At 57.9% G+C, this 24,741-nt stretch carries 24 protein-coding genes; 12 read left to right on the forward strand and 12 right to left on the reverse strand.

Going from position 1 to position 24,741, the window contains the following annotated elements; all coding sequences use genetic code 11:
• Nucleotides 1-16 precede the first annotated feature (16 nt).
• The gene (locus ABVQ20_RS02375) at nucleotides 17-1,033 is read right to left on the reverse strand and encodes a type III polyketide synthase (protein WP_354457894.1); all 1,017 of its coding nucleotides are present in this window, start codon (nucleotides 1,031-1,033) and stop codon (nucleotides 17-19) included.
• A gap of 476 nt (nucleotides 1,034-1,509) precedes the next feature.
• Here ABVQ20_RS02375 and ABVQ20_RS02380 point away from each other — a divergent pair, with 476 nt between their 5' ends.
• Nucleotides 1,510-2,073 carry a class I SAM-dependent methyltransferase gene (locus ABVQ20_RS02380; RefSeq protein ID WP_354462097.1) on the forward strand — a complete coding sequence of 188 codons (564 nt, stop codon included), beginning with the start codon at nucleotides 1,510-1,512 and terminating at the stop codon, nucleotides 2,071-2,073.
• Nucleotides 2,073-3,242, forward strand: a complete 1,170-nt coding sequence (locus ABVQ20_RS02385; protein ID WP_354462099.1) for an NAD(P)/FAD-dependent oxidoreductase — start codon at nucleotides 2,073-2,075, stop codon at nucleotides 3,240-3,242. The genes ABVQ20_RS02380 and ABVQ20_RS02385 overlap by 1 nt, the downstream gene beginning before the upstream one ends.
• Nucleotides 3,243-3,710: 468 nt before the next feature.
• Here the strand turns inward: ABVQ20_RS02385 and ABVQ20_RS02390 are convergent, their stop codons facing one another.
• The 5 genes from ABVQ20_RS02390 to ABVQ20_RS02410 all read right to left on the reverse strand — a co-directional run bounded on the left by ABVQ20_RS02390 (nucleotide 3,711) and on the right by ABVQ20_RS02410 (nucleotide 6,861).
• Entirely contained in the window at nucleotides 3,711-4,718 is a 1,008-nt protein-coding gene (locus tag ABVQ20_RS02390; RefSeq protein WP_354457895.1) for an aldo/keto reductase, read from the reverse strand.
• 247 nt (nucleotides 4,719-4,965) lie between these two features.
• Entirely contained in the window at nucleotides 4,966-5,706 is a 741-nt protein-coding gene (locus tag ABVQ20_RS02395; RefSeq protein WP_354457896.1) for a GGDEF domain-containing protein, read from the reverse strand.
• A gap of 183 nt (nucleotides 5,707-5,889) precedes the next feature.
• The gene (locus tag ABVQ20_RS02400; RefSeq protein WP_354457897.1) at nucleotides 5,890-6,123 is read right to left on the reverse strand and encodes a DUF378 domain-containing protein; all 234 of its coding nucleotides are present in this window, start codon (nucleotides 6,121-6,123) and stop codon (nucleotides 5,890-5,892) included.
• 137 nt (nucleotides 6,124-6,260) lie between these two features.
• On the reverse strand, nucleotides 6,261-6,476 hold the full coding sequence (locus ABVQ20_RS02405) for a DUF982 domain-containing protein (RefSeq protein WP_354457898.1): 216 nt from the start codon (nucleotides 6,474-6,476) through the stop codon (nucleotides 6,261-6,263).
• 178 nt (nucleotides 6,477-6,654) lie between these two features.
• The gene (locus ABVQ20_RS02410; protein WP_354457899.1) at nucleotides 6,655-6,861 is read right to left on the reverse strand and encodes a hypothetical protein; all 207 of its coding nucleotides are present in this window, start codon (nucleotides 6,859-6,861) and stop codon (nucleotides 6,655-6,657) included.
• A gap of 982 nt (nucleotides 6,862-7,843) precedes the next feature.
• Here ABVQ20_RS02410 and ABVQ20_RS02415 point away from each other — a divergent pair.
• From ABVQ20_RS02415 to ABVQ20_RS02445, 7 genes are all read left to right on the forward strand, one after another.
• The gene (locus tag ABVQ20_RS02415) at nucleotides 7,844-9,223 is read left to right on the forward strand and encodes a site-specific integrase (protein WP_354457900.1); all 1,380 of its coding nucleotides are present in this window, start codon (nucleotides 7,844-7,846) and stop codon (nucleotides 9,221-9,223) included.
• Nucleotides 9,223-9,783 (forward strand): hypothetical protein, encoded by a 561-nt coding sequence (locus ABVQ20_RS02420; RefSeq protein ID WP_354457901.1) that lies wholly within the window; start codon nucleotides 9,223-9,225, stop codon nucleotides 9,781-9,783. The genes ABVQ20_RS02415 and ABVQ20_RS02420 overlap by 1 nt, the downstream gene beginning before the upstream one ends.
• 108 nt (nucleotides 9,784-9,891) lie before the next feature.
• Complete coding sequence (locus tag ABVQ20_RS02425) at nucleotides 9,892-10,116, forward strand: transcriptional regulator (protein ID WP_354457902.1); 225 nt, start codon at nucleotides 9,892-9,894, stop codon at nucleotides 10,114-10,116.
• A 132-nt stretch (nucleotides 10,117-10,248) separates the two neighbouring features.
• Nucleotides 10,249-10,773, forward strand: a complete 525-nt coding sequence (locus ABVQ20_RS02430) for a hypothetical protein (protein WP_354457903.1) — start codon at nucleotides 10,249-10,251, stop codon at nucleotides 10,771-10,773.
• A gap of 85 nt (nucleotides 10,774-10,858) precedes the next feature.
• Nucleotides 10,859-11,896 (forward strand): PriCT-2 domain-containing protein, encoded by a 1,038-nt coding sequence (locus ABVQ20_RS02435; protein WP_354457904.1) that lies wholly within the window; start codon nucleotides 10,859-10,861, stop codon nucleotides 11,894-11,896.
• Nucleotides 11,886-13,397, forward strand: a complete 1,512-nt coding sequence (locus ABVQ20_RS02440) for a primase-helicase family protein (RefSeq protein ID WP_354457905.1) — start codon at nucleotides 11,886-11,888, stop codon at nucleotides 13,395-13,397. Before ABVQ20_RS02435 ends, ABVQ20_RS02440 begins: the two co-directional genes overlap by 11 nt.
• Nucleotides 13,398-13,649: 252 nt before the next feature.
• Nucleotides 13,650-14,312: a hypothetical protein gene (locus ABVQ20_RS02445; RefSeq protein ID WP_354457906.1), complete on the forward strand. Its 663-nt coding sequence runs from the start codon at nucleotides 13,650-13,652 to the stop codon at nucleotides 14,310-14,312.
• A gap of 327 nt (nucleotides 14,313-14,639) precedes the next feature.
• Here the strand turns inward: ABVQ20_RS02445 and ABVQ20_RS02450 are convergent, their stop codons facing one another.
• From ABVQ20_RS02450 to ABVQ20_RS02460, 3 genes are all read right to left on the reverse strand, one after another.
• Nucleotides 14,640-15,077: a hypothetical protein gene (locus tag ABVQ20_RS02450; protein ID WP_354457907.1), complete on the reverse strand. Its 438-nt coding sequence runs from the start codon at nucleotides 15,075-15,077 to the stop codon at nucleotides 14,640-14,642.
• Entirely contained in the window at nucleotides 15,074-15,946 is an 873-nt protein-coding gene (locus tag ABVQ20_RS02455) for a hypothetical protein (protein WP_354457908.1), read from the reverse strand. The genes ABVQ20_RS02450 and ABVQ20_RS02455 overlap by 4 nt, the downstream gene beginning before the upstream one ends.
• A gap of 262 nt (nucleotides 15,947-16,208) precedes the next feature.
• Nucleotides 16,209-17,885 carry a site-specific DNA-methyltransferase gene (locus tag ABVQ20_RS02460; RefSeq protein ID WP_354457909.1) on the reverse strand — a complete coding sequence of 559 codons (1,677 nt, stop codon included), beginning with the start codon at nucleotides 17,883-17,885 and terminating at the stop codon, nucleotides 16,209-16,211.
• A 160-nt stretch (nucleotides 17,886-18,045) separates the two neighbouring features.
• On the opposite strand from ABVQ20_RS02460, the gene ABVQ20_RS02465 reads away from it, so the two are divergent.
• Both ABVQ20_RS02465 and ABVQ20_RS02470 read left to right on the forward strand, forming a co-directional pair.
• Nucleotides 18,046-18,765 carry an HNH endonuclease gene (locus tag ABVQ20_RS02465; RefSeq protein ID WP_354457910.1) on the forward strand — a complete coding sequence of 240 codons (720 nt, stop codon included), beginning with the start codon at nucleotides 18,046-18,048 and terminating at the stop codon, nucleotides 18,763-18,765.
• Between the two features lie 526 nt (nucleotides 18,766-19,291).
• On the forward strand, nucleotides 19,292-20,023 hold the full coding sequence (locus tag ABVQ20_RS02470; protein WP_354457911.1) for a hypothetical protein: 732 nt from the start codon (nucleotides 19,292-19,294) through the stop codon (nucleotides 20,021-20,023).
• A 55-nt stretch (nucleotides 20,024-20,078) separates the two neighbouring features.
• On the opposite strand, the gene ABVQ20_RS02475 is transcribed toward ABVQ20_RS02470, so the two are convergent.
• Nucleotides 20,079-20,798 (reverse strand): thermonuclease family protein, encoded by a 720-nt coding sequence (locus ABVQ20_RS02475; protein WP_354457912.1) that lies wholly within the window; start codon nucleotides 20,796-20,798, stop codon nucleotides 20,079-20,081.
• 1,497 nt (nucleotides 20,799-22,295) lie between these two features.
• Here ABVQ20_RS02475 and ABVQ20_RS02480 point away from each other — a divergent pair.
• The gene (locus ABVQ20_RS02480; RefSeq protein WP_354457913.1) at nucleotides 22,296-22,694 is read left to right on the forward strand and encodes a hypothetical protein; all 399 of its coding nucleotides are present in this window, start codon (nucleotides 22,296-22,298) and stop codon (nucleotides 22,692-22,694) included.
• A 483-nt stretch (nucleotides 22,695-23,177) separates the two neighbouring features.
• Here ABVQ20_RS02480 and ABVQ20_RS02485 read toward each other — a convergent pair whose 3' ends face one another.
• Nucleotides 23,178-23,852 carry a hypothetical protein gene (locus ABVQ20_RS02485; protein WP_354457914.1) on the reverse strand — a complete coding sequence of 225 codons (675 nt, stop codon included), beginning with the start codon at nucleotides 23,850-23,852 and terminating at the stop codon, nucleotides 23,178-23,180.
• Nucleotides 23,852-24,622: a hypothetical protein gene (locus tag ABVQ20_RS02490; protein ID WP_354457915.1), complete on the reverse strand. Its 771-nt coding sequence runs from the start codon at nucleotides 24,620-24,622 to the stop codon at nucleotides 23,852-23,854. Before ABVQ20_RS02490 ends, ABVQ20_RS02485 begins: the two co-directional genes overlap by 1 nt.
• Nucleotides 24,623-24,741: the final 119 nt, after the last annotated feature.

Consider the following 24,741-nt stretch of genomic DNA (forward strand, 5'->3'; position numbering starts at 1 on the left):
CACCGTGAGGACCTCATCAGGCAGTCCGGAACATCATGGTCTCGGTGGTCAATCCCGGCCCGAACGCCATGCCGCAGCCGAGCAAGCCCGACGGCTCCTTCAGCATTTCGGCCATGACGAACATCACGGTTGCCGATGACATGTTGCCGTATTTCCGGAGCACTTCGCGCGATACGTCGAGCGCGGTCGGTTCCAGTTTGAGTGCCCGCTCGACCGCGTCGAGCACGGAGCGGCCGCCGGGATGCACCGCCCACAAATCGATCTCCTTGGCGGGCCTGCCACCGAGGATGGCCGGATGCTCGTTGCGCAGCGTCTCACGGACCGCGCCGGGAACCTGGCCGGACAGCACCATGTCAAAGCCATCGTCGCGGATGCGCCAACTCATCAGCTCCTTGCACTCCGCTGCCACGATGGCGTGGAAGCTTTCGAGCAGGATGCCGTGCGGTTCGGCCGTTACCAGCGAGGCCGCGCAACCGTCGCCCCACAGGCAGAACGAGATCAGCTTCTCGAGCTCGGTGGCTTCCCTGAAATGCAGCGTGCACAATTCGATGTTGACCATCAGCACGCGGGCTTTCGGATCGGAGCGCACGATATGGCGTGACAGCTTCAAGGCGTTGATGGCGGCATAGCATCCCATGAAGCCGACGATGGTGCGCTCGACGGACGTCGGCAGGCCGCATCGCTGCACCAGCTCAAGGTCGATGCCAGGCGCCGAAAAGCCGGTGCAGCTCGTCACGATCAAATGCGTGATCAGTGAGCGGTCGTCGTCGGCCAGAAGCTTGTCGACGGCCTGTTGCGCGAGCTCCGGCGCGGCGGCTTCATACATCTCCATACGGATTGCGGTGCTGGCGAACGAGCCCCTGACCGAGGTGCCGTCGCGGTCGATTGCCCCACCGCGCGGATCGTCGGCGGGCGCAAAGCAGGAATAGCGATGTTCGATCCCGGCAAGAGCGACCATTCGCTCGAAGAGCGCAAGGCGTGGGGCATTGTCTTCAAGCAGCAAAGCTCCATAGCGGAGGTAGAACTGATGCACGTCGTGTTCTGGAACTGACGTGGCAATGCGGTTCAGATACGCTTGAGAGGACAAAATTGCTCCGACAATGAGCCCAATCGGGTCTCATAAGAGGTCTAGGAATTGGGGAAGCGTTCCTAAGGTAAACGTCGGCGTAAAGCATTTTATTGCGTGGCGCTGATATTTCTTATTAGCAAACTGTGATACCAGCCTCCGATCTTGTATGAAAGGGACCGACGTTCGGCTTCGCCATCCGGAATGCGAGTTCCGCCAATGAACAGGGCGCGGCCATAAAGATACGACCGAATTCTACTTGCCGGATTGCCGGCTGAGGCCCTAGATTTCCGATCGATCGCATGACCGACATAAACATCCGGCATCTGGAGCCAGAGCTCCTCGACGGCCTCCCGGCCGATGATCCTCGTGCGATCGCATCCCGTCGTGATCTCGTTCGCATCAATGCACTGATGTTCCAGGCCAGGTTCATGGCATCGCTCATGCGAGCCAACGTGCAAACGCCGCCGCTGCGCATCCTCGAAATAGGCGCCGGTGACGGAAAGTTCATGCTGACGGTGGCGCGGATGATGGCGCGGCGTTGGCCCGACGTGGAGATCGTCATGGTCGACAGGATCGGCCTGATAGGCAAGGATTTGTGCGACTCTTTCGCTGAATTTGGTTGGCGGGCGCAACCCGTGACCGCCGATATCTTCGATTGGGCAGGGGACAGGCCCTTCGATCTTGTCTGCGCAAACCTTATCCTCCATCACTTCGACGACACGCGCCTCCTGGAGCTGTTTTCCCGGATCATGACGATGGCCCCAGTGCTCGTCGCGACGGAGCCGCTCAGGGCCAAGGTGCCACTTGTCGCGACGCGGTTCCTGCGACTGATCGGCGCCTGCGCGGTTACACTGAACGACGCGACGCAAAGTGTCCGCGCCGGTTTTCGCGGTACGGAACTTTCACAATTGTGGCAACTGTCAGGTGGAACGCCGGTGATAGAGGCCCGCAAAGGCCTGTTCACTCAAGGTTTTGTCGGTGCCAGCATGCCCGGTACCAGATGATGCACGATGCAATAGTCATCGGTGCTGGCCCCGCCGGCAGTTCTACCGCCATTGCTCTAGCCCAGCATGGTTGGTCGGTTGCAATGGTGGAGAAGGTCGTGTTTCCCCGCCGAAAGGTCTGCGGCGAATTCATGTCAGGTACCAGCCTTGCCTTGCTCGACCAGTTGGGCGTCGGCGAGACTTGGCGCGCGGAAGCCGGACCCGAAATACGTCGCGTCGGGTTCTTTTCGGGCGATGTCTCAGCCGAGGCGCGAATGCCACGCGCCAAGACGGGTCTCGGCCGCGCTCTCGGCCGCGATCGTTTGGATTATGTCCTGTTGCAGGCCGCCGAACGTGCGGGGGTCGAAATTCTCCAGCCTTGCAAGGCCGTCGCTATTCGTCGGCGCGATGATTTGCAGTTTGTGACGGTGGAGGCGGAACAGCAACAAACGGTTTTGAGCGCACCTGTAGTAATTGCCGCGCACGGATCCTGGGAAGCCGGGAAGCTTCCAAGCCAGCTTGAAAGAACCAGCCAGCCTTCCGACCTTTTCGGGTTCAAGGCGCATTTTACCGGCGCCGCGCTGGCGCCTGACCTGATGCCGCTGCTGGTATTCCCAGGCGGCTATGGTGGAATGGTAACGGCAGACCATGGCCGGGTTTCGATTTCCTGCTGTATTCGCCGAGATGTTCTATCCGGGCTGCGCCAGCGCTCTGGAAACATCGCGGCCGCCGATGCTTTGTGGCGCCACGTCGTGGATTCGTGCCGAGGCGTAAGAACTGTGCTGGCCGGTGCCGAATTGGATGGCCCATGGCTTGCCGCGGGACCGATTCATCCCGGTATTCGAGCTTGCTTTGATCAGGGTATCTTCCGCGTCGGCAACATTGCAGGTGAGTCACATCCTGTAATCGCGGAAGGGATTTCGATGGCGCTGCAATCCGGCTGGCTCCTTGCGAGAGAACTGGTCGCGTCTGGCAAAGGTCATGAGGGCCACGACGAGGCCGGACGTCGCTACGAAAGGGAATGGCGTCGGCAATTTTCGACCCGTTTGCGTGCCGCAGCCTTGATTGCCCGAATAGCGCTTGGGCCTGGCGGCGCAACGGCTATGCGCGCCGTGATCAAGAATTTTCCGGCGGCTTTGACACTTGGCGCTCGATTGAGTGGAAAGACCCAGTCTGTTCCGGGCTTTTGACGCCAAGCAGCACTGCTTACTGACCAACTGAGTGAGGCGTTGGGGTGACGCAGAGGGTAGCGTCGAGCAGGGCCGCGGGCTGGCCGAAAAGCTTCCGTTGAGAGATTTCCTAACGCCGAGCTGCCATGGCTGACGTTAGATCGAGTGCTCGTGCCTATCACGATGACCTAGGTTGCGAGCTGAGTGATGGCCGGCCTGAGACTTCACGTAGATTGACGCCCATTCACCAATGGAACAACTGCTCTGAGCAGAACCGCGACCTCGATAGACGATCCGGCGGCCCATGGGTTTGTGCTTTGGGACGTCGTACGCATGTTGGTGCCCGAACTCTGCAGGCAAGCGACCGCATTTTACGAGTACGGCTAGCTGCCCTTCCTGACATCTGAGATTCGGCCCCGTGCTGATCGCCGGCTCTGACCGAAGGGCAAATGGACGTCCGTTTCCGCAAAGGATCATGCTCTGAGCGGTCTACCGGTCGATCGTCACCATGGTGCGCTCGGGATAGCGTGGGCCGGAGATCTTTCCCGGCGCCAAGGCTTCGTCCAGCGCGGCCATGTCGGCGGCTTCCAGCTTCAGTGATGCCGAAGCGACATTCTCTTCCAGATATTTTCTTCGCTTGGTACCGGGGATCGGCACGATGTCGACCGAGAAATCCGTGCCCTTGCGCAGCAGCCAGGCCAGCGCGACCTGGCCGGGCTTGGCGCCCCTGGCCGCCGCGATATCCAGCACCTTGGCGGCGGCCTCGACATTGGCGTCGTAATTGGCGCCCTGGTAGCGCGGGTCGTGGCGACGATAATCGCCCTCGGGATAGTCCTCCGCGCGCTTGACCTCGCCGGTGAGGAAGCCGCGGCCGAGCGGCGAGAACGGCACCAAGCCGATGCCGAGTTCACTAAGCAGCGGGATGATCTCCGGCTCCAGGTTGCGCTCCCACAACGAATATTCGCTCTGCACCGCCGTCACCGGATGCACGGCATGCGACCTGCGGATGTTGGCTGCGCCCGCCTCCGAGAGGCCGAAGAACCGCACCTTGCCTTCGGCGACCAGTTCGCCAACGGTTCCCGCGACATCCTCCGCCGGCACGGCGGGGTCGACGCGGTGCTGGTAGAGGAGGTCGATATGGTCGGTCGCCAGCCGCTTCAGCGAGCCTTCCACGGCTGACCTGATCGTCGCGGGCCGGCTGTCGCGCTCGGCGCCGACCTGCTTACCGTCCAGGAGCTTGAAGCCGAATTTGGTGGCGATCGTCACCTTGTCGCGCTTGCCCTTCAGCGCCCGGCCAAGCAGGGCTTCGTTGGTATAAGGGCCATAGACCTCGGCGGTGTCGAGGAAGGTGCAGCCAAGTTCGATGGCGTGGTGCAGCGTGGCGATGGATTCGGCTTCATCGGCCGGGCCGTAAGACTGGCTCATGCCCATGCAGCCGAGGCCGATCACTGAAACCTGCAGCCCCTGGCTGCCGAGCTTGCGTGTCGCGAGGGTCATGGTGGGTCTCCGGGAGGGAAGGACGGGGATGACGAGGACTATATAGGGCGCTCGCCCAATTCCCACAGGCGCTGGGCGACCTGGCTGTCGACGAAGGCATGATGGCTTCGGATTGCGCCGGGAATTGAGGGGGCTTACGACCCGGTCAGCCAGGCGCGCGCTTTCAAGCTGAATCACGATCCCGCTCTAACCAATTGTGTTTCCGCATTTATGCGGGCGCAGATGATCCCATTTGGCTGCAGATATTCTAAGCCGCCAGTTTCAATGGCTGCGCGAAGACCACCCTGTTGCGGCCCTGTTCCTTGGCTTCGTAAAGGCAGCGGTCGACCTGCCGCATCAGCTGGGCGCGGCCTAGGCGGGCTTGCGCCATCGCGACGCCGATGCTGACGGTCAGCCTGTGCCTGCGCGAGCTATCCGGGCGAAAGTCGATCTGCTCGACGGCGGCGCGAACACGTTCGGCGATCGTCGCCGCCTCTTCGCGACTGGTGCTGGGCAGGAACACGCAAAACTCCTCGCCGCCGACGCGGCCGACGAAATCCTGCTCCCTGATCGAGCCTTGGATGGTCCGCGAAATCATGACCAGCGCCTCGTCGCCGGTCAGGTGGCCAAACGTGTCGTTGATGCGCTTGAAGTGGTCGGCGTCGATCAGCAACAGCGCTCCGGCATCGCTCTGCCGGCGGCTCTGCCTCATCTGGTCGAAAAACGCTTCCCGGCTGAGGAAGCCGGTCAGGCCGTCGCGTCTGTATTTTTCATGCAGTTGCGCATGCGCCTGCGACAGTTCGGCGAGCGCGCGTTTCAACTTGCCGTTCTGCAGGAAGATGATGAAGGCGGCCGGGAGGGCGGTGACGACCGGAAGTATGGAGTTCATGGCGAAGACGAACACGGTGAAGGGCTGCCCGGCCGAAGCGCGGATCGCAAAGGACACGATCTGGCTGACGGCGATGACGCCCAGCGTCACCAATACGGCCTTGAACGCGATCTTCCACATGTCCGGCCCCTGCGTTTTCGACTGGCCGGCTGATAGCGTCCAAGTGTTAAGGGCAGCCAAAAATAATCGGGCAAAGGCCCGCTACCGTGGCCCATCGTGGGCCCATCTACCGTGGACAATGGCTGTCCGTTCAACTTTGCCGGGTGAGGGGCGGCGGGTTCCGCCGCCCCTTCTTCTCACCCGTCACGTATGGTGATGGATATGCTTTTCGGCGTCGACTTCTCCAACCGTGAAGCTCTGGAAGCCCGGCATGAGCTGCCATATCGCCGCAAGGCCGATGATCACATAAGCCAGGCGGGCCAGGGCGCCTCCGCCGAGGATCGTGCCGATTACGTTGTAATCCGATACACCCATGAACAGCCAGTTGAGGCCGCCAAGGATGATGAGGACAAGGGTGACGAGATTCATGGTGCGCATAAACGCCTCCTGATGTTGCCTGACAGAAAAACGGCTGTTGTTACAGACGGTTCCATCGATCACGACATTGTGACCGGCTGCTACAATACGTGACTGCAAGCGGGTGACATCAGGACACGCTGTTCGACCGGGATACCCTATTCGATCAGGATATGGGCCTCGCGCGCGGCATCGACGAAAGCCTCCCTGGCGATATCGGGCGGCACGTCGCCGCTCATCGCACGGCGGCATGCTCTCAGCGCGGCCTGGTGTTTCAGGCTGCCCGAATCGCGCCAATGCGTGGTGAGCAGATCAATGGCTTGCTGGGTATTGGACAGGTTACGGATGGAACCGGTGATGCCGACAGAGATCATCACGGGTTTGGAAAACCATGCGGTTTGCATATGAGCCTCGAAGCACGTTCAACGCAATAAAACGCGATTCCGAGCGCCCGGTTTCATCACCGTGACGTGAGCCGGCGACTTCAGGGGCGGCAAAACCCTGTTCCGATCCTCATCCAAGCGGCATGTCAGGCCGCTACATGTCAGGCCACTAGAGGATGTTGGTCGTCACCTCGACGACGATGGCGGCGCCGTCAAGCGAGCCATTCGGCATATGCACGACGCGCGACACGCGAAGATCCTGGGTATTTCCGTCGATCGGCAGTGAAACGCTTTCGCCGATGCGCGGAACCGCCTGGAAGAGGACGTCGGTTGATTCCGGACGGTTGTCGATCGATACGCGGCAACTGACGGTCATGGATGGTCTCCGATGCTTGTGATGGCACTCGGTCGTCAACGCAGGATTGGCAAAATGGTTTCCGACTTGAGGGAGAAGGAACTGGGAGGTTGATACCGGGCCTGGTCGTGCCGCTCGAAGAAGGAACAAGTCGGCCAGCGTTCGCGTTACTCGCGATTGAACCGATGGAGGTAACCGTGAGGAAGCTGCTTCTCGCATTCACGCTCGCGCTTGCTGCCCCAGCCACTGGCACCACACCGACGCAAGCACAATTTCTCTTCTCGCCCTTCGGGGGCTATGAAGGTGGCTTTTATGGTGGTTACGGACGCGTTCCCTACCCCTACCGCTATTACTACAGGGATTACTACGACGACCCGTACTACGAGGCGCCATATCGCCCCTACTACCGATACCACCACAGGTATTACCAGCGGTATTACTACCACCACCGGCACTACCATCACCACCGGTACTACCACCATAGGCACCATTACCGGTACCATGGATAGGGGCTGGTGTCGCATTCGCCGGGCGTAGCGTCGGCCGAAATGCCGGGCTTGCGGCTTATGGCCCTGCAATGGGGCGCATGACGATTTCCCCAATTGCAAGCCGCCGTGCAACTTTGTGGCTATCGGGCTCGTATAGCAATTGGTCGCTCTGTGGAGCGATGGGCTCGCCGGGAGAGGGCGTTGGGGTTTTGCCCGGCGAGCCTGCATCTCGTTGTCGACGATGCCGGCCTTTGCTTTCGCACAACTACATGGGTTTATTGATGGATTTGACATATCCGAATTGGAATTCGGCAAAGTCATTGATTTTATTGGTTCCCGCTCATGGGCTCGAACCACGATTCACGCCTTCAAAGGGCTTATAGATAGTCCAAAGTCGTCCAGCCTGAAACACCGATTTATCTGAAATTATTGATTTATATGGATCTGCGTTTACGTTTGTCCAACACGGTCCACCCTGATATATTGGACAAATTGTTGGACAAAGGAGGGCGGCAATGGCCAAGCGGGTAAGGGACGCGCATCTCGAAACCAGGACGGCGCGGGAGAAATTGAAGGCGCGAGGCAAGCCCTACTACAAGAGCATCGGACCGCGCCTGCACGTGGGATATCGGAAAGGAAAGACCGGCGGGGTTTGGGTCGCTAGGCTCTATTTAGGTAAGGCCGAGGGAGAGCAAGGGGACAAGAAGGATTGCTATCGCGTCCAGAAGATCGGCGTCGCCGACGACATGGTGGACTCTGACGGCAAAACCATCCTCGACTTCTGGCAAGCACAGAACGTGGCACGGGCGTTTCAGGCCGAGCTTAGCGTCGAGACCGAGCCGGCAACCGGGGCGCTTCCGACTGTCCGTGATGCAGTCGACGCATATATAGCGGCTCGCGATGCCCGCGACAGCCGCCGCAGGGCGCGCGCGGTGCGGTCAGATGCAAGCCGGCGGCTGCATCGATACGTCCTGGGGCAGGGCAAGCGCGGGAATCATGAAGCGGTCCCCGCCTCGCCGCTGGCCGGCGTAGGGATGGCAACCTTGACCGATGAACACCTTTCCTCGTGGCGCGCGGGCTTGCCCGCCGAGTTGAAAGAGACGACAAAGCAGCGGCTGGTCAACGACCTCAAGGCTGCGCTCCACAGCCAGCGCAAGCAATTGAACTCGGCGCTGGTCGTCGGTGACGGGCTCAAAGGCGACGTCGACGAACCCGAGCCCGTCGCCCGAGACAATCAGATTTTGAGCGACGTACAGATCATGCGCCTGCTCGGCGCGGCCCTGCAGGTCGACGGCGAACTTGGCTGGGATGGTGACCTGTTCCGTCTTGTTGTTGTGTTGAACGCCACGGGCGCACGGTTCTCGCAGATTGTGCGGATGAAAGTGCGCGACTGTCAGTTGTCCGAGGCGCGACTGCTGGTGCCTTCCAGCCGCAAGGGCAAAGGCAAGGGCGGCTCGATCACGATCCCGGTCGAGCCAGCCGTGATCGACGCTCTGCGGCCAGTGGTGACAGGCCGCGCCAATGATGCTTGGCTGCTGGAGCGTTGGCAGCACAGACAGGTAGCCGGCAGCATCCGCTGGGTGCGCGACGGGCGCGGGCCGTGGCAGACATCCAGCTTCATCGCCCAACCTTGGAAGGCGATCCGCGAAAGGGCGCAGATGCCGACAGTGATCGCCTACGCCCTGCGCCATTCGTCCATCGTTCGGGGCATCAGGCAAAACCTTCCAATTAGATTGGTAGCTGCGGCGCACGACACTTCGGTTGCCATGATCGAAAAACACTATGCCAAGTGGATCACGAGCGGCCTGGAGGAGATGGCACGGGCGGCGATCGTCCCCTTGATGCCCCCGCCACTTGCCGGCGATGGCAAGGTTTTGCGGATTGAGATGCGGTGATGCACGCGCAACTCCCCCGCTTCGACAAGAACGCGCGGCTAATTGGGGACGACAGCCTCCTGTGGCGCCACGCGCTTATGGTCGAGGACGACCCCAAGGTTCTGGACGACTACGCGCGTGGCTTGTGGCAGCAATGGCAGGCGCTCGTAGGAAAGGGCGGGGTGCCGGTGAAGGGGTACTCGAAAGAGACTGTCAAGGCTGCCGTCATATGGCTGACGGGGCAGTACGTCGACGTGGAGGCGCCAATCCCCTATGAGCTGTCGCGGCTGGTCGACGCGATCGCTTTTCTCAAGAGAGGCGCCAGCACGCCGCCTTTCCGGCCCACCAGCGAAAGCGCCTACCGGGCAGCAGTCAAGTTCGAAGCGAAGTATCCCGCCAACGCTCCGGCGACGCGATACAAGGTCGCTCAGCACCTGTGCAATACCGGCCTGCTGTTAAGTAAGGATAATAATACGCCGCAGAAGACCGCCGAGGCCACTGTGCGGGACTGGCGGAAGTCTCGACACTACCAAGAGAGCGTCGAGCTATACCGCCGGATGGAGTGGAAAGCCGGAACGTAATTCCACTCCACGACCTCACGAATAATCACGCATATCTCTGTCTGCGTCGTCAACGGCCCACCTGGATAGATCGTCGTCCAAGTCAGGCAAAACAGAGGATGCATGCTCGTGAACGCCGAGATCAACATTACCTCCCGTGACCCAAGCATAGCTGGCTTTGTCGCGCGCCAGAAGATTAGCCGTAGTTCGTACTACAACCTGAAAGCGGCCGGCCTCGGTCCACGGGAATACGTGGTCGGGAAACTCGTGCGTATCAGCGCCGAGGCCGAGGCGGAGTGGGTCCGCGAGCGTGAGTCCGCCGAAGATGCGCGGCGCAGCACCCGAGCGGCATAAAAGAGAAACCGCCGTGGCGAGATGAGGCCAACGGCGGGGGTTAAGGGATGGGCTTCGGAACGCCTGGGAATATATCCCTATTTCCCCTGACGCGTCAATTCGCGACGGCCTGCATCAAAGGCAGTCCGACCAATGCTGAACCCCCGACTAAGCCGCACAAAGACCCGCAAGGCGCCGCCGCTCGGCGTCATCGTTCTCGATCACGACGGTACGTCGTTTTTCCAACAGGGCCTTACCGCCGGTATAGCTACGCAGGGCGCTGACACACGCTTCGGCTCGATCCTTACGGCCGTGCGCGACCACGGTGTGGTGTTAGCCATACTGCCGCCATGGGGGCACCCGTTCAAATTGCCTGGCGGCAAACCTGTAATCACCTTCGTGGAAGACCTCGTCTCTGGAACATTTGGCCCCGGCGCCTTCCACCGCGCATCGCTGCGACGGGTCTTGAAGATGGCCGATAACATTGTCGTTAACTCATGTCAGGGACCGGAGCTTTATCTCGCCACCGCGATCGCCGCAGGCATCGCCCGCGAGCACGTTTTCATGGTCGAAACCAGACCGGAGCAGGAGAGCCAGTGGATCGAAACCATCAAGGCGCTGGCGCCCGGCCGCAAGATCCTGCTCATCTGCGAGAAGCCGCGAGGGGGCGTCCAATGACCTTCCCTGAATACAAAACCAGCGCGTTGATGGCCGCCGCCAGGGTGCGCAGCGAACAGCGATATCCACATGAGGAACCGGCGCCATGACCGGCTTTCTCCAAACGCACGGGCCGCGCCTTGCCGAGCTTGGCTATGATCCGGTCCCGATCAAGATCGGCACGAAGCGCCCGGTCACAAACGGGTGGCAGAATACGGACTTCGGCGCCCTTCTCGCCACGCCGCAGGGCCGTCGCATGTTCAGCGGCAGCGGCGTTGGCGTGAAGACCAGGTTCACCCCCGCAGTAGATGCCGACAGCCCGTCCGAATGGCTGATCGAGAAGGTCTATGACTGGTGCGTCGACAACATTGGACCGACGATCGCGCGCATAGGACAGCCGCCGAGGGAGCTGTTCGTCTACAGGGCCGAGACGCCATTCCGCAAAGTGAAGTCCGACACGTTCATCTCGCCGGACGGCAACGAGCACAAGGTCGAACTGCTCGCCGACGGCCAGCAGTTCGTCGCGTATGCGATCCACCCCGGCACCGGTAAGTCGTACTACTGGCCGGATCAAGAGTTGATCGACACGCCGAAGCCGGCCTTGTCGCTCATCACCGAGAAGCATGGTTTCGCGCTGGTCGACTACGTCAACCGCACCTGCGCCGCAGCTGGCTGGGCAAGGAAGGTGGCGAGACAGCAATCCGCCGAGCGCAGCCCGGCGGCCGACCCGCACGCGCCGCTACCGCTGCTAACCGCCGCCATGTCGGTCATGTCGATCTACCCCGAGACATATGACCGATGGATCGCCGTAGGCGCGGCGCTCTATCACGCCACAGACGGCAGCGCCGAAGGGCTCGAACTCTGGGACAAGTGGTCGAAGAAGTCCGACACGTACGACGGCGCTACACACAGCAAGTGGGAGACGTTCGGGTCTCGGCCCGGCGCCGGCGCCGGCACCGTGTTCTACTGGGCTGAGAAGTCTAGCCCCGGCTGGCGCGGTCGGCCTGACATCGCGGCCATGTTCGCGGCGTCCAGAGCTGCGCCGAGTATGCAGCAGACGATCACCCATAAGGTGCTCATCGACAAACTATGGGCGCTGATGAACCGCATCCGCAATAGCAAGGATCAGGACCATGCATGGTAGCAAGACGCCGCCAGAGACCGACGACACTGCGGAAGTCGAGCGCAAGGCTTACCACGAGATGCTCGACAGAGAGGTCGATGCGCTGTCGTGGCTGAAGGGCTCGGAATACGACCTCACATGCAAGGACGTCGCCTCGCGCTTCGACCTAAACCTCAAGACGCTGAAGGCGATGGTAAGCAAGGTGCAGCGGAAACGTAGCGCGGAAGCGAAGCGCGCCAACGCGGCAACGAAAGAGGGTGGCGCGCTGACGATCGACGCCTTTGTCGCCTACATGCCGATGCACAACTACATCTACCTGCCAAACCGCGATCCATGGCCAGCGGCGAGCGTGAACGCGCGTGTGCCGCCGATCGAGGTGAATGGCGGCACGGACATCAGCGCAAGCGAGTGGCTGGACCAGAACAGGCCGATCGAGCAAATGACGTGGATGCCGGGTGAGCCGGCGCTTATCAAGGACACGCTATTCGTAGACGGCGGGCGGGTGCACGCAAAGGGCGCGACGACGCTTAACCTGTACAGGCCCCCAACGGTCGTCGGGATACCGGGCGACGTCGAGCCTTGGCTCAAACTAGGATACAGCATTTACCCGGACGACTTCGATCATATTTTATTGTGGCTGGCACATCGCGTCCAGCAGCCGGCGGTCAAGCTCAACCACGCGGTTCTGCTCGGCGGCAGTCCGGGCATTGGCAAAGACACCCTCCTCGTGCCGGTGCGGCACGCCGTGGGGCCGTGGAATTTTGCGGACATCAACCCGCAGAACCTTCTAGAGAAATGGAACCCGTACGCGCGCAGCGTCATCCTGTGCATCTCTGAAGTGCACGATCTGGGCGACACCAACCGCTATGCCTTCTACGAGCGATCGAAGCGCTACATCGTCGATCCGCCGTCGGTGCTGCGGGTCGAAGAGAAGAACCTGCGGCAGCACTACATCCAGAACCTGTGCGGCGTGATCTACACGACGAACCACAAGACGGACGGGCTCTATCTCCCTTCAGATGATCGGCGGAATTATGTGGCGTGGTCGCCGCTGCCTGAGAACCCCAGGTCGGTGAAGTACTGGAACGCGCTGAACGCCTGGTACGAGTGCGGCGGCATCGAGAACGTGGTGCACTACCTTCGCACCCTAGATATCAGCAGCTTCAATTCAAAAGCGCCGCCTAAGAAGACGGAAGCCTTCTGGGAAATCGTCAACGCGTCGACGAACCCCGACGACACCGAGCTTGCGGGCGCGCTTGAGGAGCTTGGCGAAGACGCGGTCACGTTGACCATGCTTGCAGGCAGCAGCATCGGCCGATCCCTAGGCGAGCGTGCCAACCGCGCAAGGATACCGCACCGCATGCAGGCCTGTAAGTACGTTGCGGTTCGCAGCAATGCCAAGGACGGGTACTGGGTCGTCCATGGCGTGCGGCAGGCGGTCTACGCGAGAGAAGCACTGACAATAGCTGAGCGGTTCAACGCGGCGCATGAATTGGTACGGCGCAAGAGCAAGAGCAAATGACAGCAGCACGATCGGTGATATCGGTGAAATCGCTGATTTCTCTCCCTTCACCCCACGCACCTTCCAGCGACCATCTTATTGTTCTTGTTTGCATTTCTAAAAATTCACGAAAAAGGGCGACCACCGACGACGTGCCAAAGATGGGTGCTGGAAGTTGTGTAGGGGCAAGGGAGAGAAATCACCGATTTCACCGATATCACCGATCGTGCTGACGTCCCGAAAGGATCGACCAGATGACCACGCCCAAACGCGATGAGCTGGAATTCAGGCTGGGCGAGGTGGCGCGATTGTTACGCGCCCAAGCCCGCCGTCAGCCCGCCGGCGCTGGAGCAGGAACGGAAACTCAAGCTGCTGCTGCAGGACGTGGAGCGGCTTCTTGAAAAGCAAAAGCTGACTAAAGGAGCGTGGACGATGAGATCCGGCCATACGGAAAAGCCCAATTATGTCTGCCCTGTTATGAGAGTCCCTAAAAAAGGAGTGGGGCGCCCAACAACATTCCGCCCCGAGGCGCGACAGCTTGCCGAGCGCGGAGCTATGTTAGTTGAGATCGCCGCTGAACTAGGGTGCACGGATCGCACTATATCGCGCTGGCGCCTTAAGTACGCAGAATTCCGAGACGCGCTTGATCGCGGTCGTGACCGACGCGCGGCCGAACTGGTCGCTAACGCCCTGGAAGCACGGCGCCGTGACGCCGAGGTCAAGGCCGCAGGCGAATCAGCACTCCGCGAGGCCGCGCTGGCGCTGCTAGAAATGCTAAAGGACATACCGGTTGGCATCGGCAAGGCCCCACACCACGGGACGTCAGAACCCGCCGTCGGTCCCGTGCAAGCGACGCGCGACTTTGACGGCGAACCAACCTTCCACAACTTTGATGGGGAACCAGTCCCGTTGGACGATCCGCTCGCCGATTGGTGACTGGTGACCCTGCAGAGGGGCAGAGGGGGCATCACCATCCTTTTCTAACTGCTTCAGCATATTCTCCGAGGCTCGATGAACGATTAGGCGGAGAGAGCTCCCGGTATCTCAAGGCGTCAACCGTCGCCACGAGGGGATCACCGCGCTCTGCAACTGATTGTTCCGATTTGCTCTATCCACAACTTTAGCCGATCACGAGGGATCAAGAGCAATCACGGTTAGAATCAATTGGTGAGGTCTGTTTGGTGAGTGGTTAAGCGATTGACTCCAGTGTGTAATACGCCCCCGCGAGCTTTTATGATGGCTTCATTTACGCGCATCGGCCACTTACTTACCCTTCAAATCATCGGGGTTGACGACAACCCGTTCAACTTTTCCGAACAAATCTGCCGCCACGAGACCGAACGCAGCGCCAAATACAATTTCGAAAATGACGACTTGTTGCCGATCGCTAGAATCATTACCAGTGAGAGAAATTACGGTCCAGAGTAATCCAAGCAAGGTTATGACAGTTATTAATAGAGCAATAAGAGCATAGTTTAAATTTACCTTGGACGAATCTGCTGCGGCGGTCGCGTTGTCTACCGCATTCCTGACAATTGCCACGACATACGCAGCCGTAATTGGCATAAAGAGCAAGGCTACATCGATCTTCTGTGCAGAGCTCAAATACGCATCCTTGCCAAAAAAGATAATGGCAAAGCAAATGGCGTGAACGGCTATAACGGATACCCCAATGCCCATACGGAAGTATTCTTTTTTCATGGCGCGTGCTCGCACTTCATGGGCGATGAAAAGAGAATTTCCGCAAAGCGATCTCTCATAGTATCGTCTACATTTCTTTCATCAATGCTGGCATCGAAAGAGCCAATATCATGATACCTGTCATTCTCAGGGGGGGCAGCGACCGGCGATCTTGCAAATTCGCTTTGTACAATTATGCTTGTCGCATCTACGCGCGCTCCAACATCGCTCATAAAGTTATCGGAATAGTGCTCGAAATAACCCATCCATACCTCAGCCGTTACGCGGAACCAGTATTTGTCGGAAATCAGATTGTTCAGGGTTTTGGAATTGAACCCTTTTGATTTCTTGGCATGGTCAAGCAAAGTAATATCCCAACAAAACCCCTCTCCATAGTTTGCACATGGCGCAAAATTCACGGCAGAAAAGTATTTCGACAACCTATCGTGCATTTTGCACATGAGGTCATTCTTTATCATCGCTAAATTTTGTGGCGTGGGCTTATCAGCCAAAATGTCGGAAGGCTGAAGAGCCACCCGAAAAATTCCACTACCTCCGGATGTTCCGATTGGATGCACAGTTGGCCCCAATTTGGCGTCATTGATCACGGTATCTGCCCAGCTTTCCAAGCCCTCTGGAAAGCTGAGGTAGTATTGTGTCCCATCGTCACATCGCCAATCTTGATCGACATCGTGGACTATCCTACTCCCTTTGCTCTCTATGAGAGATGTTACTGCTCCCAGATTTTCCTCTGGCCCTGCAATGCATATCGCTCCGGTAAGAATGGGATTTTGCGAATATTCTAGTTCTCTGGCCGCCAAGTTAGATGCGGCCGCCATAGCGAGAGCTCCAAACAGGGCTGAGAATGCCAAATTGCGTTGAATTGACACGGGCCGTGATGTCCCATTTGCACAATTAGTCGCAACGCAATCTGATTCCATCAGTTCGAGTTTTGCAATAATAGGCCGCCACTTTCTTCAGTGCGGTCGAGACGGCTCCGTTCAATCTATCTCGGCCTGCAACAAGCGCGGCCAGCCGAACCTCGCGGTTAGCGATCCTTGCTAGTAGCCCGAGAACGCCCAAAGAATCATCGAAACCAGCGGAGCAGTCCTCCGCCAATCTTGGCACCATAATGGTTGCTCAATCGACACCCTAGCCCGTCAATGTCACAAAGCGCGGGTCGACAAATACTCCTTTGGCCGCAATGATCTTTTCGCCGTCGAATGGGAGCAGCAACTCTAGCTGATCCTTGTCCTTCCGTCGGATAGAAGGCGTTAGTTTCCTTTCGGGAATCGGCAGCGGAGGCAGCTTTGGCATACGTCCGGAAAGCATATCTTCGATTGTCGCGATCTGAATTCTAGGCAGTCGACCATGAGCAGAGCGAGTGACAAACCCGGCGTCAGCAGCTTCGCGGACCATTGGTTGAGTCGGTTCGGCAAGCGAGACGAGAATACCCATTTCCGCTTCCTCACGCTCGATCACGCCGCGTAGATCGCGCACCATTTGCGCGCCAACGTGTTCGCCACCCTTAACAGATATGATAATTCGACCGTCACCGTAGGGACCGTTCTTGTAGAGAATGTTTCCATCAATGCCGCGGTCAGCCCCTCGTTTTTCTTCCCGATAGGTTTGCGCGCCGACGCGCCACGCTGCCCACCATTGGAATTGATGTTTGTCCCGTCTAGCAAGGTCACGTGCACTCGCGAGATCGACTGGCCGACCATGCACTGAGAAAGATGCATTAGGATGATTGGCCTTTAGCCGAGCTTCGATGAGCGTTACCGCATAGTGGGTTACATCAATGCCGACCCATTGACGCCCGATCCGTTCTGCCGCTTCAACAGTAGTGCCGCAGCCACAGAAGGGATCAAGCACGACGTCGCCGGGGTCCGAGGATGCCTGAATTATGCGTTCTAGAAGGCTGAGAGGCTTTTGTGTCGGGTACCCTAGTGCTTCTCTGCCAGATGCCGCTTTTATATCTGACCAGTCGTTCTGAAGAGCTACGCCGGGCATTTCGTCAAGATACCGCTTTTGGGCCGGGACGGTGCCGGGTTTAGTCTGAACGACCCGCCCTTGAGAAATTAATAGGTCCATCTTCTCCCGGCTGAACCTCCAGTGTCTCTTAATCCCCATCACTTCATAAAGTGGATTGCCTTTGGCGGCTCCGCCAGGGCCGGTGAGGTCGCTCAACCTATATGCGCGGCCTGTTCCTGGCTCTCTGTGTTTATAGAAATCCCGCACATACCCGGGATCATAGGGGGTATACTGAGTGTTCCATTTCCATTTATCGGACTTGGTGTAGAAAAGTATCGTGTCGCGCACGTTTCCGTATTGTTTTCGTCCTTGCTTCGCGTCGTTGTGCGCAGACTGGCGCCTCCAACTTATCTCCGTTCGGAAACCCGACGGACCAAACAGCGCGTCTAGGATGATTTTCAAATAGTGGCTGGCGTTGGGATCGCAGTGTAAATACAGCGATCCGGTCGGCTTCAGAACATCACGTAATTCTTGCAGCCGTACCGCCATCATCGCTAAATAGGCCATCATCGCATTCTGACCTATCCAAGCTCGCATTCCCTTTAGGGCCAGAGCAACATCACCGGACGCACGCATAACGTCTTCGTATGCTTCAGCGGCATGTTCACCCCACTCCCATGTATCCCTGAAAGCTTCAGCTTGCGCCTCGGTAGGGGCTCCGCCATCCTCGCGAAAAAGCACATTGTAATTTGCATTCGAGTTGAACGGCGGGTCGAGATAGACGAGATCAACAGATTCCGGATTGATCCTCTCGCGAAGAACGTGAAGATTGTCGCCAAAGAATAATTTGTTCATCGTCGCCGCCCCAGTTGCGTCAGGCGATAATCCCTTGCATACATTAAATTAGCATTGTGGAAAGGTTACCAAATAACTAATATCCAGTTATGCTACATGCGCATTCGCAAAAAGCGCGAAGTCAGTATCATCAATCAGCCAATTTGAGAGATTCATTGTCATGCCTGTAACAAAAGGGTCCGGCAATCCGAAGTGGACACGCGACGAATCCTTGTTAGCACTAGATTTGCTTTACAGACACGGAAAGCCAATCGACCGACATCATACCGACGTTTTGGAGTTGTCGAACCTGCTTCGTGCAGCCTCGATTTATCCGGAGGCGGGACGGAAGGACAACTTTCGCAACGCCGATGGTGTAGCGCTGAAGATGCAAAACTTGCTATCTGCGATTGATCCGAACCGCGGGCTTAGCTTCTCAAACACGGACACGAAGGTCGTTGCGGAATTTCCGAGCAGCCGAAAGATCGAGCTTGCCCAACTGGCAACGGCTATTCGACTTGCCCTTTTAGCCGGTTTTCTAATCGAAACAGATGACGAAGACCTGGAATTTGCCGAAGGCAGGATTTTGACTGTCAGGCACCGTCAACGAGATCGGCGATTGCGAACGAAACTCATCGAAGCGCGACGGCCATCGGGACTGAAATGCGAGGTGTGCAGCTTCGGAGTAACCGCGAATGCTCCGCGGTCGACCGACAGTCTGTTTGAAGGACATCACACAATCCCTTTGGCTGCGGCGGAAGGCGAGCGCTATACGCGCCTATCTGACATGTCACTGCTCTGCGCTTGCTGCCATCGGTTCATCCATCGACTGATCGCAGACAATAAGCGCTGGATTGGCATCGCCGAAGCTAGTGAGGCGCGCACAAAGATTCATTTGTGAGCCCCAATCACGCGCAACAGTGGTGACCTATTCCGGTTAGTCGTGCCGAAAACGCATGAAGATCAGCGAAACGGACGGAATATGCTTCCGCCAGCACACCCCTGCTGATGGCGTCACAATTTGATCGCATGCCCACACGCGCCAAATTCGCGCCTGCGAACATCATACATATCTAGCTGTCGAAGCAATTCGGCACGGTCACACCATTCAAAGGTACCTGTGGGGCACCATGGGTGGCGTCAAAACTTGGTATGGTGCCTGCTAGCACACCACAGCGGTCGATGTTAAACCAATTGCAACTGTCGAGCGAGGATTTGCGCGAGCGTTGGCAGAACATCGATCAGGACGTCGGCATCGAATATGCCGCGCCGAGGCTGCGCTGGATCGCTGACGCGTCGGAATACTTTTGGGTCACGAGCTCAAGCGATTCATCGGCAGCAGCGCGAGAGGAGGAATCTGAACGAAATTCTCTGCAGGGTCTTGTGGTGGCTCAACAACGCTTTCCGGAAATAGAGGACATCCAGTTTTGTCCAAATCAATTGGTAAGGCAGTCAACTCGAACACAACGCGATTGCATCTAACCGCTGGCAGCCATGCGTCGCGAGATGAGGGGACTTGCGCGCTAGAAATGGTCGCTTGGCTATCAGGCGCACCACACACCGATCGACCGACGGGGGTTTGTCCCATCATCGCTGCCTTTGTTCGCGGTATCAACGACAGTGCCAATGAGTCGACGCGCGATGAACTAATACCGCACCTCACGGTTCTCATCGGCACGATCGATCCGGCGATGCAGCAATCACGAAATGAGTTCTTCGCGTGGCAAGCGATCCACGCCGCTGGCGTCGTCCTGCGCGGTGAAGGAAAGAACCGCTTCGGCAGGTTTCTGGGAGCTTCTACAACCCTCGAAGAAGCCCGTGGTCGAGCTGAACGAATTCGCGAGATAATGCGCGGGAGGGAAAAGGGAGTCGAACGGCATTTCACTCCCATCGATCGTGCACTTTATCATGCGCATCGAGCGGCTAACTGCGCGCTTTGGTTCGCCAGGAGTAGCCACCTTCCGTTTGGCGGCGCGACATCCATGACACCAGAAACCGCGAGTGCCGATTCCTCGGCGAGCGTATTTGCCATTGCCTTTGAACTGGGGATTGCAGAAGCCTGGTCGATGGCATTGCAGGCGACGGGCGCGGCTGCTGGACTCGAAAACGGTGCTGCGCACCGCTGGCATCAGACTGAATGTGATCGCCACGGGAAGTAGTCGTAGGAGGTCTTAAGGGCGACGCTAGGCATTTTGCTAGCCCTCCATGCAGGTTTCACTTTTTCGATTTGCGCCACCCTGCCGCCATAGCTTCGGCCTCGGAGCAAAACCACCTCTCGCCCTTAGCCTCGGTGATCTTTGTCACGCCATAATATTTCTGACCCGGCATGTGATAGATGCGCTCGCCTTCGGCCGAAATGTTGCCCTTGATGTAGCACCCACTATTGCCGGCGGCGAAGAGAGGAGCGCTTGCCGACTGGCCATCGTCCCGATGCTCGGCGCGCCAATCCCAAGGCGGCTGAAACGTGCCAACCCACACACCAACCTTTGTCGCCTCGGCCTTCGCCTGCTGTAATGCGTAGGCACCGTGGCTGTAGCGGGGCCAGTCTAGCGCCTGGCCATGCTCGACCATCCACGAGGCAATGCTGGAGCCGTCCGCACGCCGGCAATCGCCGACATACCGGCCGTAGCGGTCCCAACTGACGAAGGTACACTGGACCGGCCGCGAGGCCTCAAGGAAGGCATCAAGGACAGCGGCCGACTTTGCCCCGCACTGATAGCGAAAGCCCTTGGCGTCGTCGCACTGCTGGGCAGATTCCGGCGCATCGATGCCGTTGAAGCGGATGCGCTGTCCGTGGATCTCGATCGTGTCGCCGTCGATGACTGAGGCCACCCCGGCGATCGGCGCCGGTGAACTTCCAATCCAGTGCGACGGGTTGAGGTCGGGCGCGCTTTCGCTGTGCTGCACGAGAAACAACGTCGCGTAGGCGGCCATCGCTGCGACTGTCACGAACACGAGCCGCTTCGGAATGCTTGCCAGCAGGCGCGCGCGCCGAACCCTGGCACCGGTCCGTTTGCGCCATTGGTCAGACCGATTGTCGTGACGGTATCTGTCCACGCCCCTTCTCCCCACGGGCAGAATGCGACTCTTGCCGTATGGAGTCCAGAAGCACTTCCAGCGCCCACAGGAGCGGAACCGCGAGTGGAGACCGACTTTCGATGGAAAAATCGTACAAGTGCGCCCCTATAAGGCGCAATTTAGATGTAGATTGACGTAGAAAACCTAACAAAAACAGCGACGGCGCGATGTTGTGTCCAATAATTGTACCAACGGAAGGTCCAACATGCCGCAGCTACGCCGTGGCAACCCAGCCGACAGCTGCGAAGCCGAGGCTCAATCTCGCGCCACCACGGGCGCTCAGCTCTTCCTCGATCGGATGGGACGGCAGGTCAGCGCTTGCCCGCCGCTACCGCGAGGTACTGGCGACGGTTGGGAGCTTCAGCGCCGGCTCGGTCGAGACACCCGGATCAAAGCATTAGAGGTGCGGTTGGTCTGCACAAGGTGCGGGAACCGTTATCACAACGGTTTCTGCATCGCCAAACAGAAGCGTTTAGCTGCCGCCCTTCAGTCTGGTCTTTCTACAAATCTTGGTGCAATACTTTGAGATATGAGCAACCAGACACCGGCAAAAAATACAGGCAGGCGACGGACCGTCATGTGGGTGGTCGTATTCTATCTCAGCTTATGTGCCCTTGCTATGCTGGGGAAGTTAACTACCCCTCCTGAGACGGCGCAAGAGACGCAGCGACGGCTGGAAGCGCAGGTGGCCGCAAACCAAGCTACAGCCGCGAGGCGATCTCGACATGTTGAGCTTTGCAAAATCGGCTTGCTCTGTACGGACTATGCAAAAGCCCGCCAAGAGTGCGCGGTTGCAGGTGATTTCCGAAACTGCCTTGACGTAAAGATGGGTGATCGTATTTATGGCGTCAGCGATTGTGCCGACGACGGCACGGTGCTCAACCCGCCCTCAGACATGCCGACCACGTTGCAGTGCCTTGATGTCAGCATCGAGTCAGCTCTCCATCTTCAATAGTATATCGCGCCAGCGCCTTGAGTGTTCATTCAGGACTTTGTTGGCGCGAGCACCGTTGTGAGCCGGGCTCCAGGCCAGGTGTGAGACTGAGGCGGAGTTGGACCGGCAACTTCCCAGCCAACGGCATCCTTGGTTGCTCCTCGCAATAGGCGGGAGCGATGCTATCGCCTACGTCGATTTGGAAGCTAATGGAGACGTCCAAGTCGATATTAGCGGTCGGCACTATACGAAGGATGAAGTGGTATCGCGCCTGCTGCGTTCGCTCCGGAATAAGATCGGCGGCACCATCGAAGATGACGGGTAAGCAGGTCTGCTACCCTTTCCGCTCACCATTGCGTGCGTTGAGTTTCCGCGCGCCCCGAGCCTATACGCTTCCGGCAAACGGAGTGGCGGTCGACATGACTCGCAAGGTTAGCGCAACCGGATACAATAAACTGTTGGCAACCGACGTCACCCTGCTTTCGCGCGACAGGCTACTTGGGTTGCTCGAACTCGATACTGACACCGGACCAATCGGCGTTGTGATGAACAAGCTGACCGCCGAACGCCTGATGGAAGCCTTGATTGAATTTCTCCAGGCTGGTGAAGGGGTGGACGCCCCCAAGTTTTGCGGTCGAGCGGGCAAGGGAACACTGAAACGCGAAAGCCCGCCTCGGGTCAACCGAGACTGGCTCCGGTGTTTCAACGCTCGTCAGGCGGGAGTTTTCGAATTCACCGTTGCGGCAGTCTCTGGACGGGCAACTCAGTTGCCAACAGAACTTCCGCATAAGGAGCGTCCACATCGCAAATGCCCCTGAACGGACCGATAAAATTATCCCACATCCGAGCAATTACCTTTGCGCGGTCGCTTTTCTTTTGAGTTTTTGGCTCGTCTGCGGTTGGACGTTCCACCATCCAAAGATCGCAATGTGCCACCTCATCGTTTTCCGGATTATATTCAACGAAAACCTCATATATTTCCGACTGGATTTGAGGTAGCGCGTCTATCGCCAGGGTGTAATAGCCGAGGTAGTGACATTTCTTTTGGAGAGGGACAGGTTTCACCCCCGTCCGCTCCTCAAGTCCCTTATTCTTGTCAGCCGCGACCCGACAGCCGTAAGCGTGAACTTCCGACTCCTCAGTCAAAAACCGAAGCCAGCCGACGGAAGATAAATATTTAGGTATCGACCTATCAGGTTGCGCTAGATCAATTAGCGACTCGTGAGCGAATCCGTTGTCTATTTGACTATTCTGAAATATCTTAGGGCGTATCGCGCTTCTCGCCACTACGTCCTTCGGCTTTAAACGCTCGCCCGGTTCTGCCAAGCCTTGCCCCCAAGTACACTTATCAATGTAGAGAAATCTTTGCGCTCAATGTAAGCTTCAGCCTCGCATGTTACTCCCGAGCGCTTGATCATCTCCAAGAATGTCGCACCATCCTCATCCAGTGTCACGTAACGCTTGCGATCTGGAATAGCCCAGACAAATGTAATCGCGTCGCCACCATGCGCAAAAACCTTAGGAGCTGGGACGTCAAACAGCCGCAGGTAATTTACAAAGTTTACGGACTGCTGAAACGTTGGCTGGTCAATAAAGTGGGACTCGTCCTCGCCAGCCTCGACCATGTCTTGGAGCGCGGCGGCGACCGCTTGATATTGTGTATTCAATAGCTGGGCTGCACCGTCCTCATTCGCCGACGATCCAGCGACCGCAAAAAGATGCACTCGCTCACCCACGCCGTCAGAAGCCGAGAATGAACCGCGCCAGGTGAAACGGTTGATTGTCGCATATCTATTGTGCTGCCATATTGTCCATGGCCTCTCAATTGATCCCGTCGCATTTGTAACGACAGACTCATTCGAATTGTGGCGGTCCGGCGTGGGCGCCATCCGATAAATGCCATCCGCTCCAATAGGTCCAATTGAGCCCCCGATTGCGCCCAAAGGGGTATTCGTCAGAAGTGACAATTCGTTCACTACGCCCACCTGTCCAACTTCCCGTTCGTACGGAGCCAAGTGCATTCTGCGACCATTTCGGTCAGCAATTTGGCCTGATCAGCTGGGTCGACACCAGCGACTGGAACGGTGTTAACATCTATCAACTGAGAGAATATGTAGAAACTCCTTACCGCATTGCTAGCATCCAGTTTGACCATAGTCTGGCCGGGCTGGGCTTGAAATGCGAATTCCTGAACATTTTCACACGTCCATTTGACGAGTCGGTTCAGTGTGTGATTTCGGACGTTTGACACCTTTGTCACGTTCAATTGGAGCAAAAAGTCGCTTTGGTTCGCTCCTGGAAAGGCTGTTCCCAAACGGTCTCGAATAGCAGCATTAGTGTCATCGAGAGAATCAAATCGTTGAATGAAGTCAACCACCACCGCTAGCCGAGACACCCCCTTTATAGGGCTGGGCATGCCTTGAAGGGCCTTGGCGATTTTTGGGATTTCGTCTTCGACATTTTCGATTACGGTGGATTCTGGGCCAGGTACTACTCTCATGAAAATGTCGATACGCGACGACTGCACCGTGACAATACGTTCAAGTCCGTCTCGGAGCCCATTCGCGCTGCCCCAAACTTCTTGGGGTCCAAACGGCTTTAAATAGGTATGCAAATTATCTGGTTCCTCGCCGAAGGCGAGGGTGAAGATGGATCGTGCGTCCGTCTCTTTGCCGTTGTCGACAAAATGGACAAACTGAATGCTGCGCGCTGCGCTGGGCAACGGTCCCCCCTTATATTTTTTCAAGCGGTACACTCAAATATTTTGCATGGCAATAGAGGGGTTGCGGCAAATCCTTCGACTTTTTTGGCTTTGTGGCCCTCCTAGATTTCTGTGCGTGGCCAACTACTGCGGTGTTGGCCTCG

It is taken from the genome of Mesorhizobium shangrilense (assembly GCF_040537815.1).
Lineage (GTDB): Bacteria > Pseudomonadota > Alphaproteobacteria > Rhizobiales > Rhizobiaceae > Mesorhizobium > Mesorhizobium shangrilense.

Coding starts and splice junctions, on each gene's coding strand:
- ABVQ20_RS02380 (WP_354462097.1), top strand. CDS start 1,510: ATGCGAGCCAACGTGCAAACGCCGCCGCTGCGCATCCTCGAAATAGGC.
- ABVQ20_RS02385 (WP_354462099.1), top strand. CDS start 2,073: ATGCACGATGCAATAGTCATCGGTGCTGGCCCCGCCGGCAGTTCTACC.
- ABVQ20_RS02390 (WP_354457895.1), bottom strand. CDS start 4,718: ATGACCCTCGCGACACGCAAGCTCGGCAGCCAGGGGCTGCAGGTTTCA.
- ABVQ20_RS02395 (WP_354457896.1), bottom strand. CDS start 5,706: ATGTGGAAGATCGCGTTCAAGGCCGTATTGGTGACGCTGGGCGTCATC.
- ABVQ20_RS02400 (WP_354457897.1), bottom strand. CDS start 6,123: ATGCGCACCATGAATCTCGTCACCCTTGTCCTCATCATCCTTGGCGGC.
- ABVQ20_RS02405 (WP_354457898.1), bottom strand. CDS start 6,476: ATGATCTCTGTCGGCATCACCGGTTCCATCCGTAACCTGTCCAATACC.
- ABVQ20_RS02410 (WP_354457899.1), bottom strand. CDS start 6,861: ATGACCGTCAGTTGCCGCGTATCGATCGACAACCGTCCGGAATCAACC.
- ABVQ20_RS02415 (WP_354457900.1), top strand. CDS start 7,844: ATGGCCAAGCGGGTAAGGGACGCGCATCTCGAAACCAGGACGGCGCGG.
- ABVQ20_RS02420 (WP_354457901.1), top strand. CDS start 9,223: ATGCACGCGCAACTCCCCCGCTTCGACAAGAACGCGCGGCTAATTGGG.
- ABVQ20_RS02430 (WP_354457903.1), top strand. CDS start 10,249: ATGCTGAACCCCCGACTAAGCCGCACAAAGACCCGCAAGGCGCCGCCG.
- ABVQ20_RS02435 (WP_354457904.1), top strand. CDS start 10,859: ATGACCGGCTTTCTCCAAACGCACGGGCCGCGCCTTGCCGAGCTTGGC.
- ABVQ20_RS02440 (WP_354457905.1), top strand. CDS start 11,886: ATGCATGGTAGCAAGACGCCGCCAGAGACCGACGACACTGCGGAAGTC.
- ABVQ20_RS02445 (WP_354457906.1), top strand. CDS start 13,650: ATGAGCTGGAATTCAGGCTGGGCGAGGTGGCGCGATTGTTACGCGCCC.
- ABVQ20_RS02450 (WP_354457907.1), bottom strand. CDS start 15,077: ATGAAAAAAGAATACTTCCGTATGGGCATTGGGGTATCCGTTATAGCC.
- ABVQ20_RS02460 (WP_354457909.1), bottom strand. CDS start 17,885: ATGAACAAATTATTCTTTGGCGACAATCTTCACGTTCTTCGCGAGAGG.
- ABVQ20_RS02465 (WP_354457910.1), top strand. CDS start 18,046: ATGCCTGTAACAAAAGGGTCCGGCAATCCGAAGTGGACACGCGACGAA.
- ABVQ20_RS02475 (WP_354457912.1), bottom strand. CDS start 20,798: ATGGCCGCCTACGCGACGTTGTTTCTCGTGCAGCACAGCGAAAGCGCG.
- ABVQ20_RS02480 (WP_354457913.1), top strand. CDS start 22,296: ATGACTCGCAAGGTTAGCGCAACCGGATACAATAAACTGTTGGCAACC.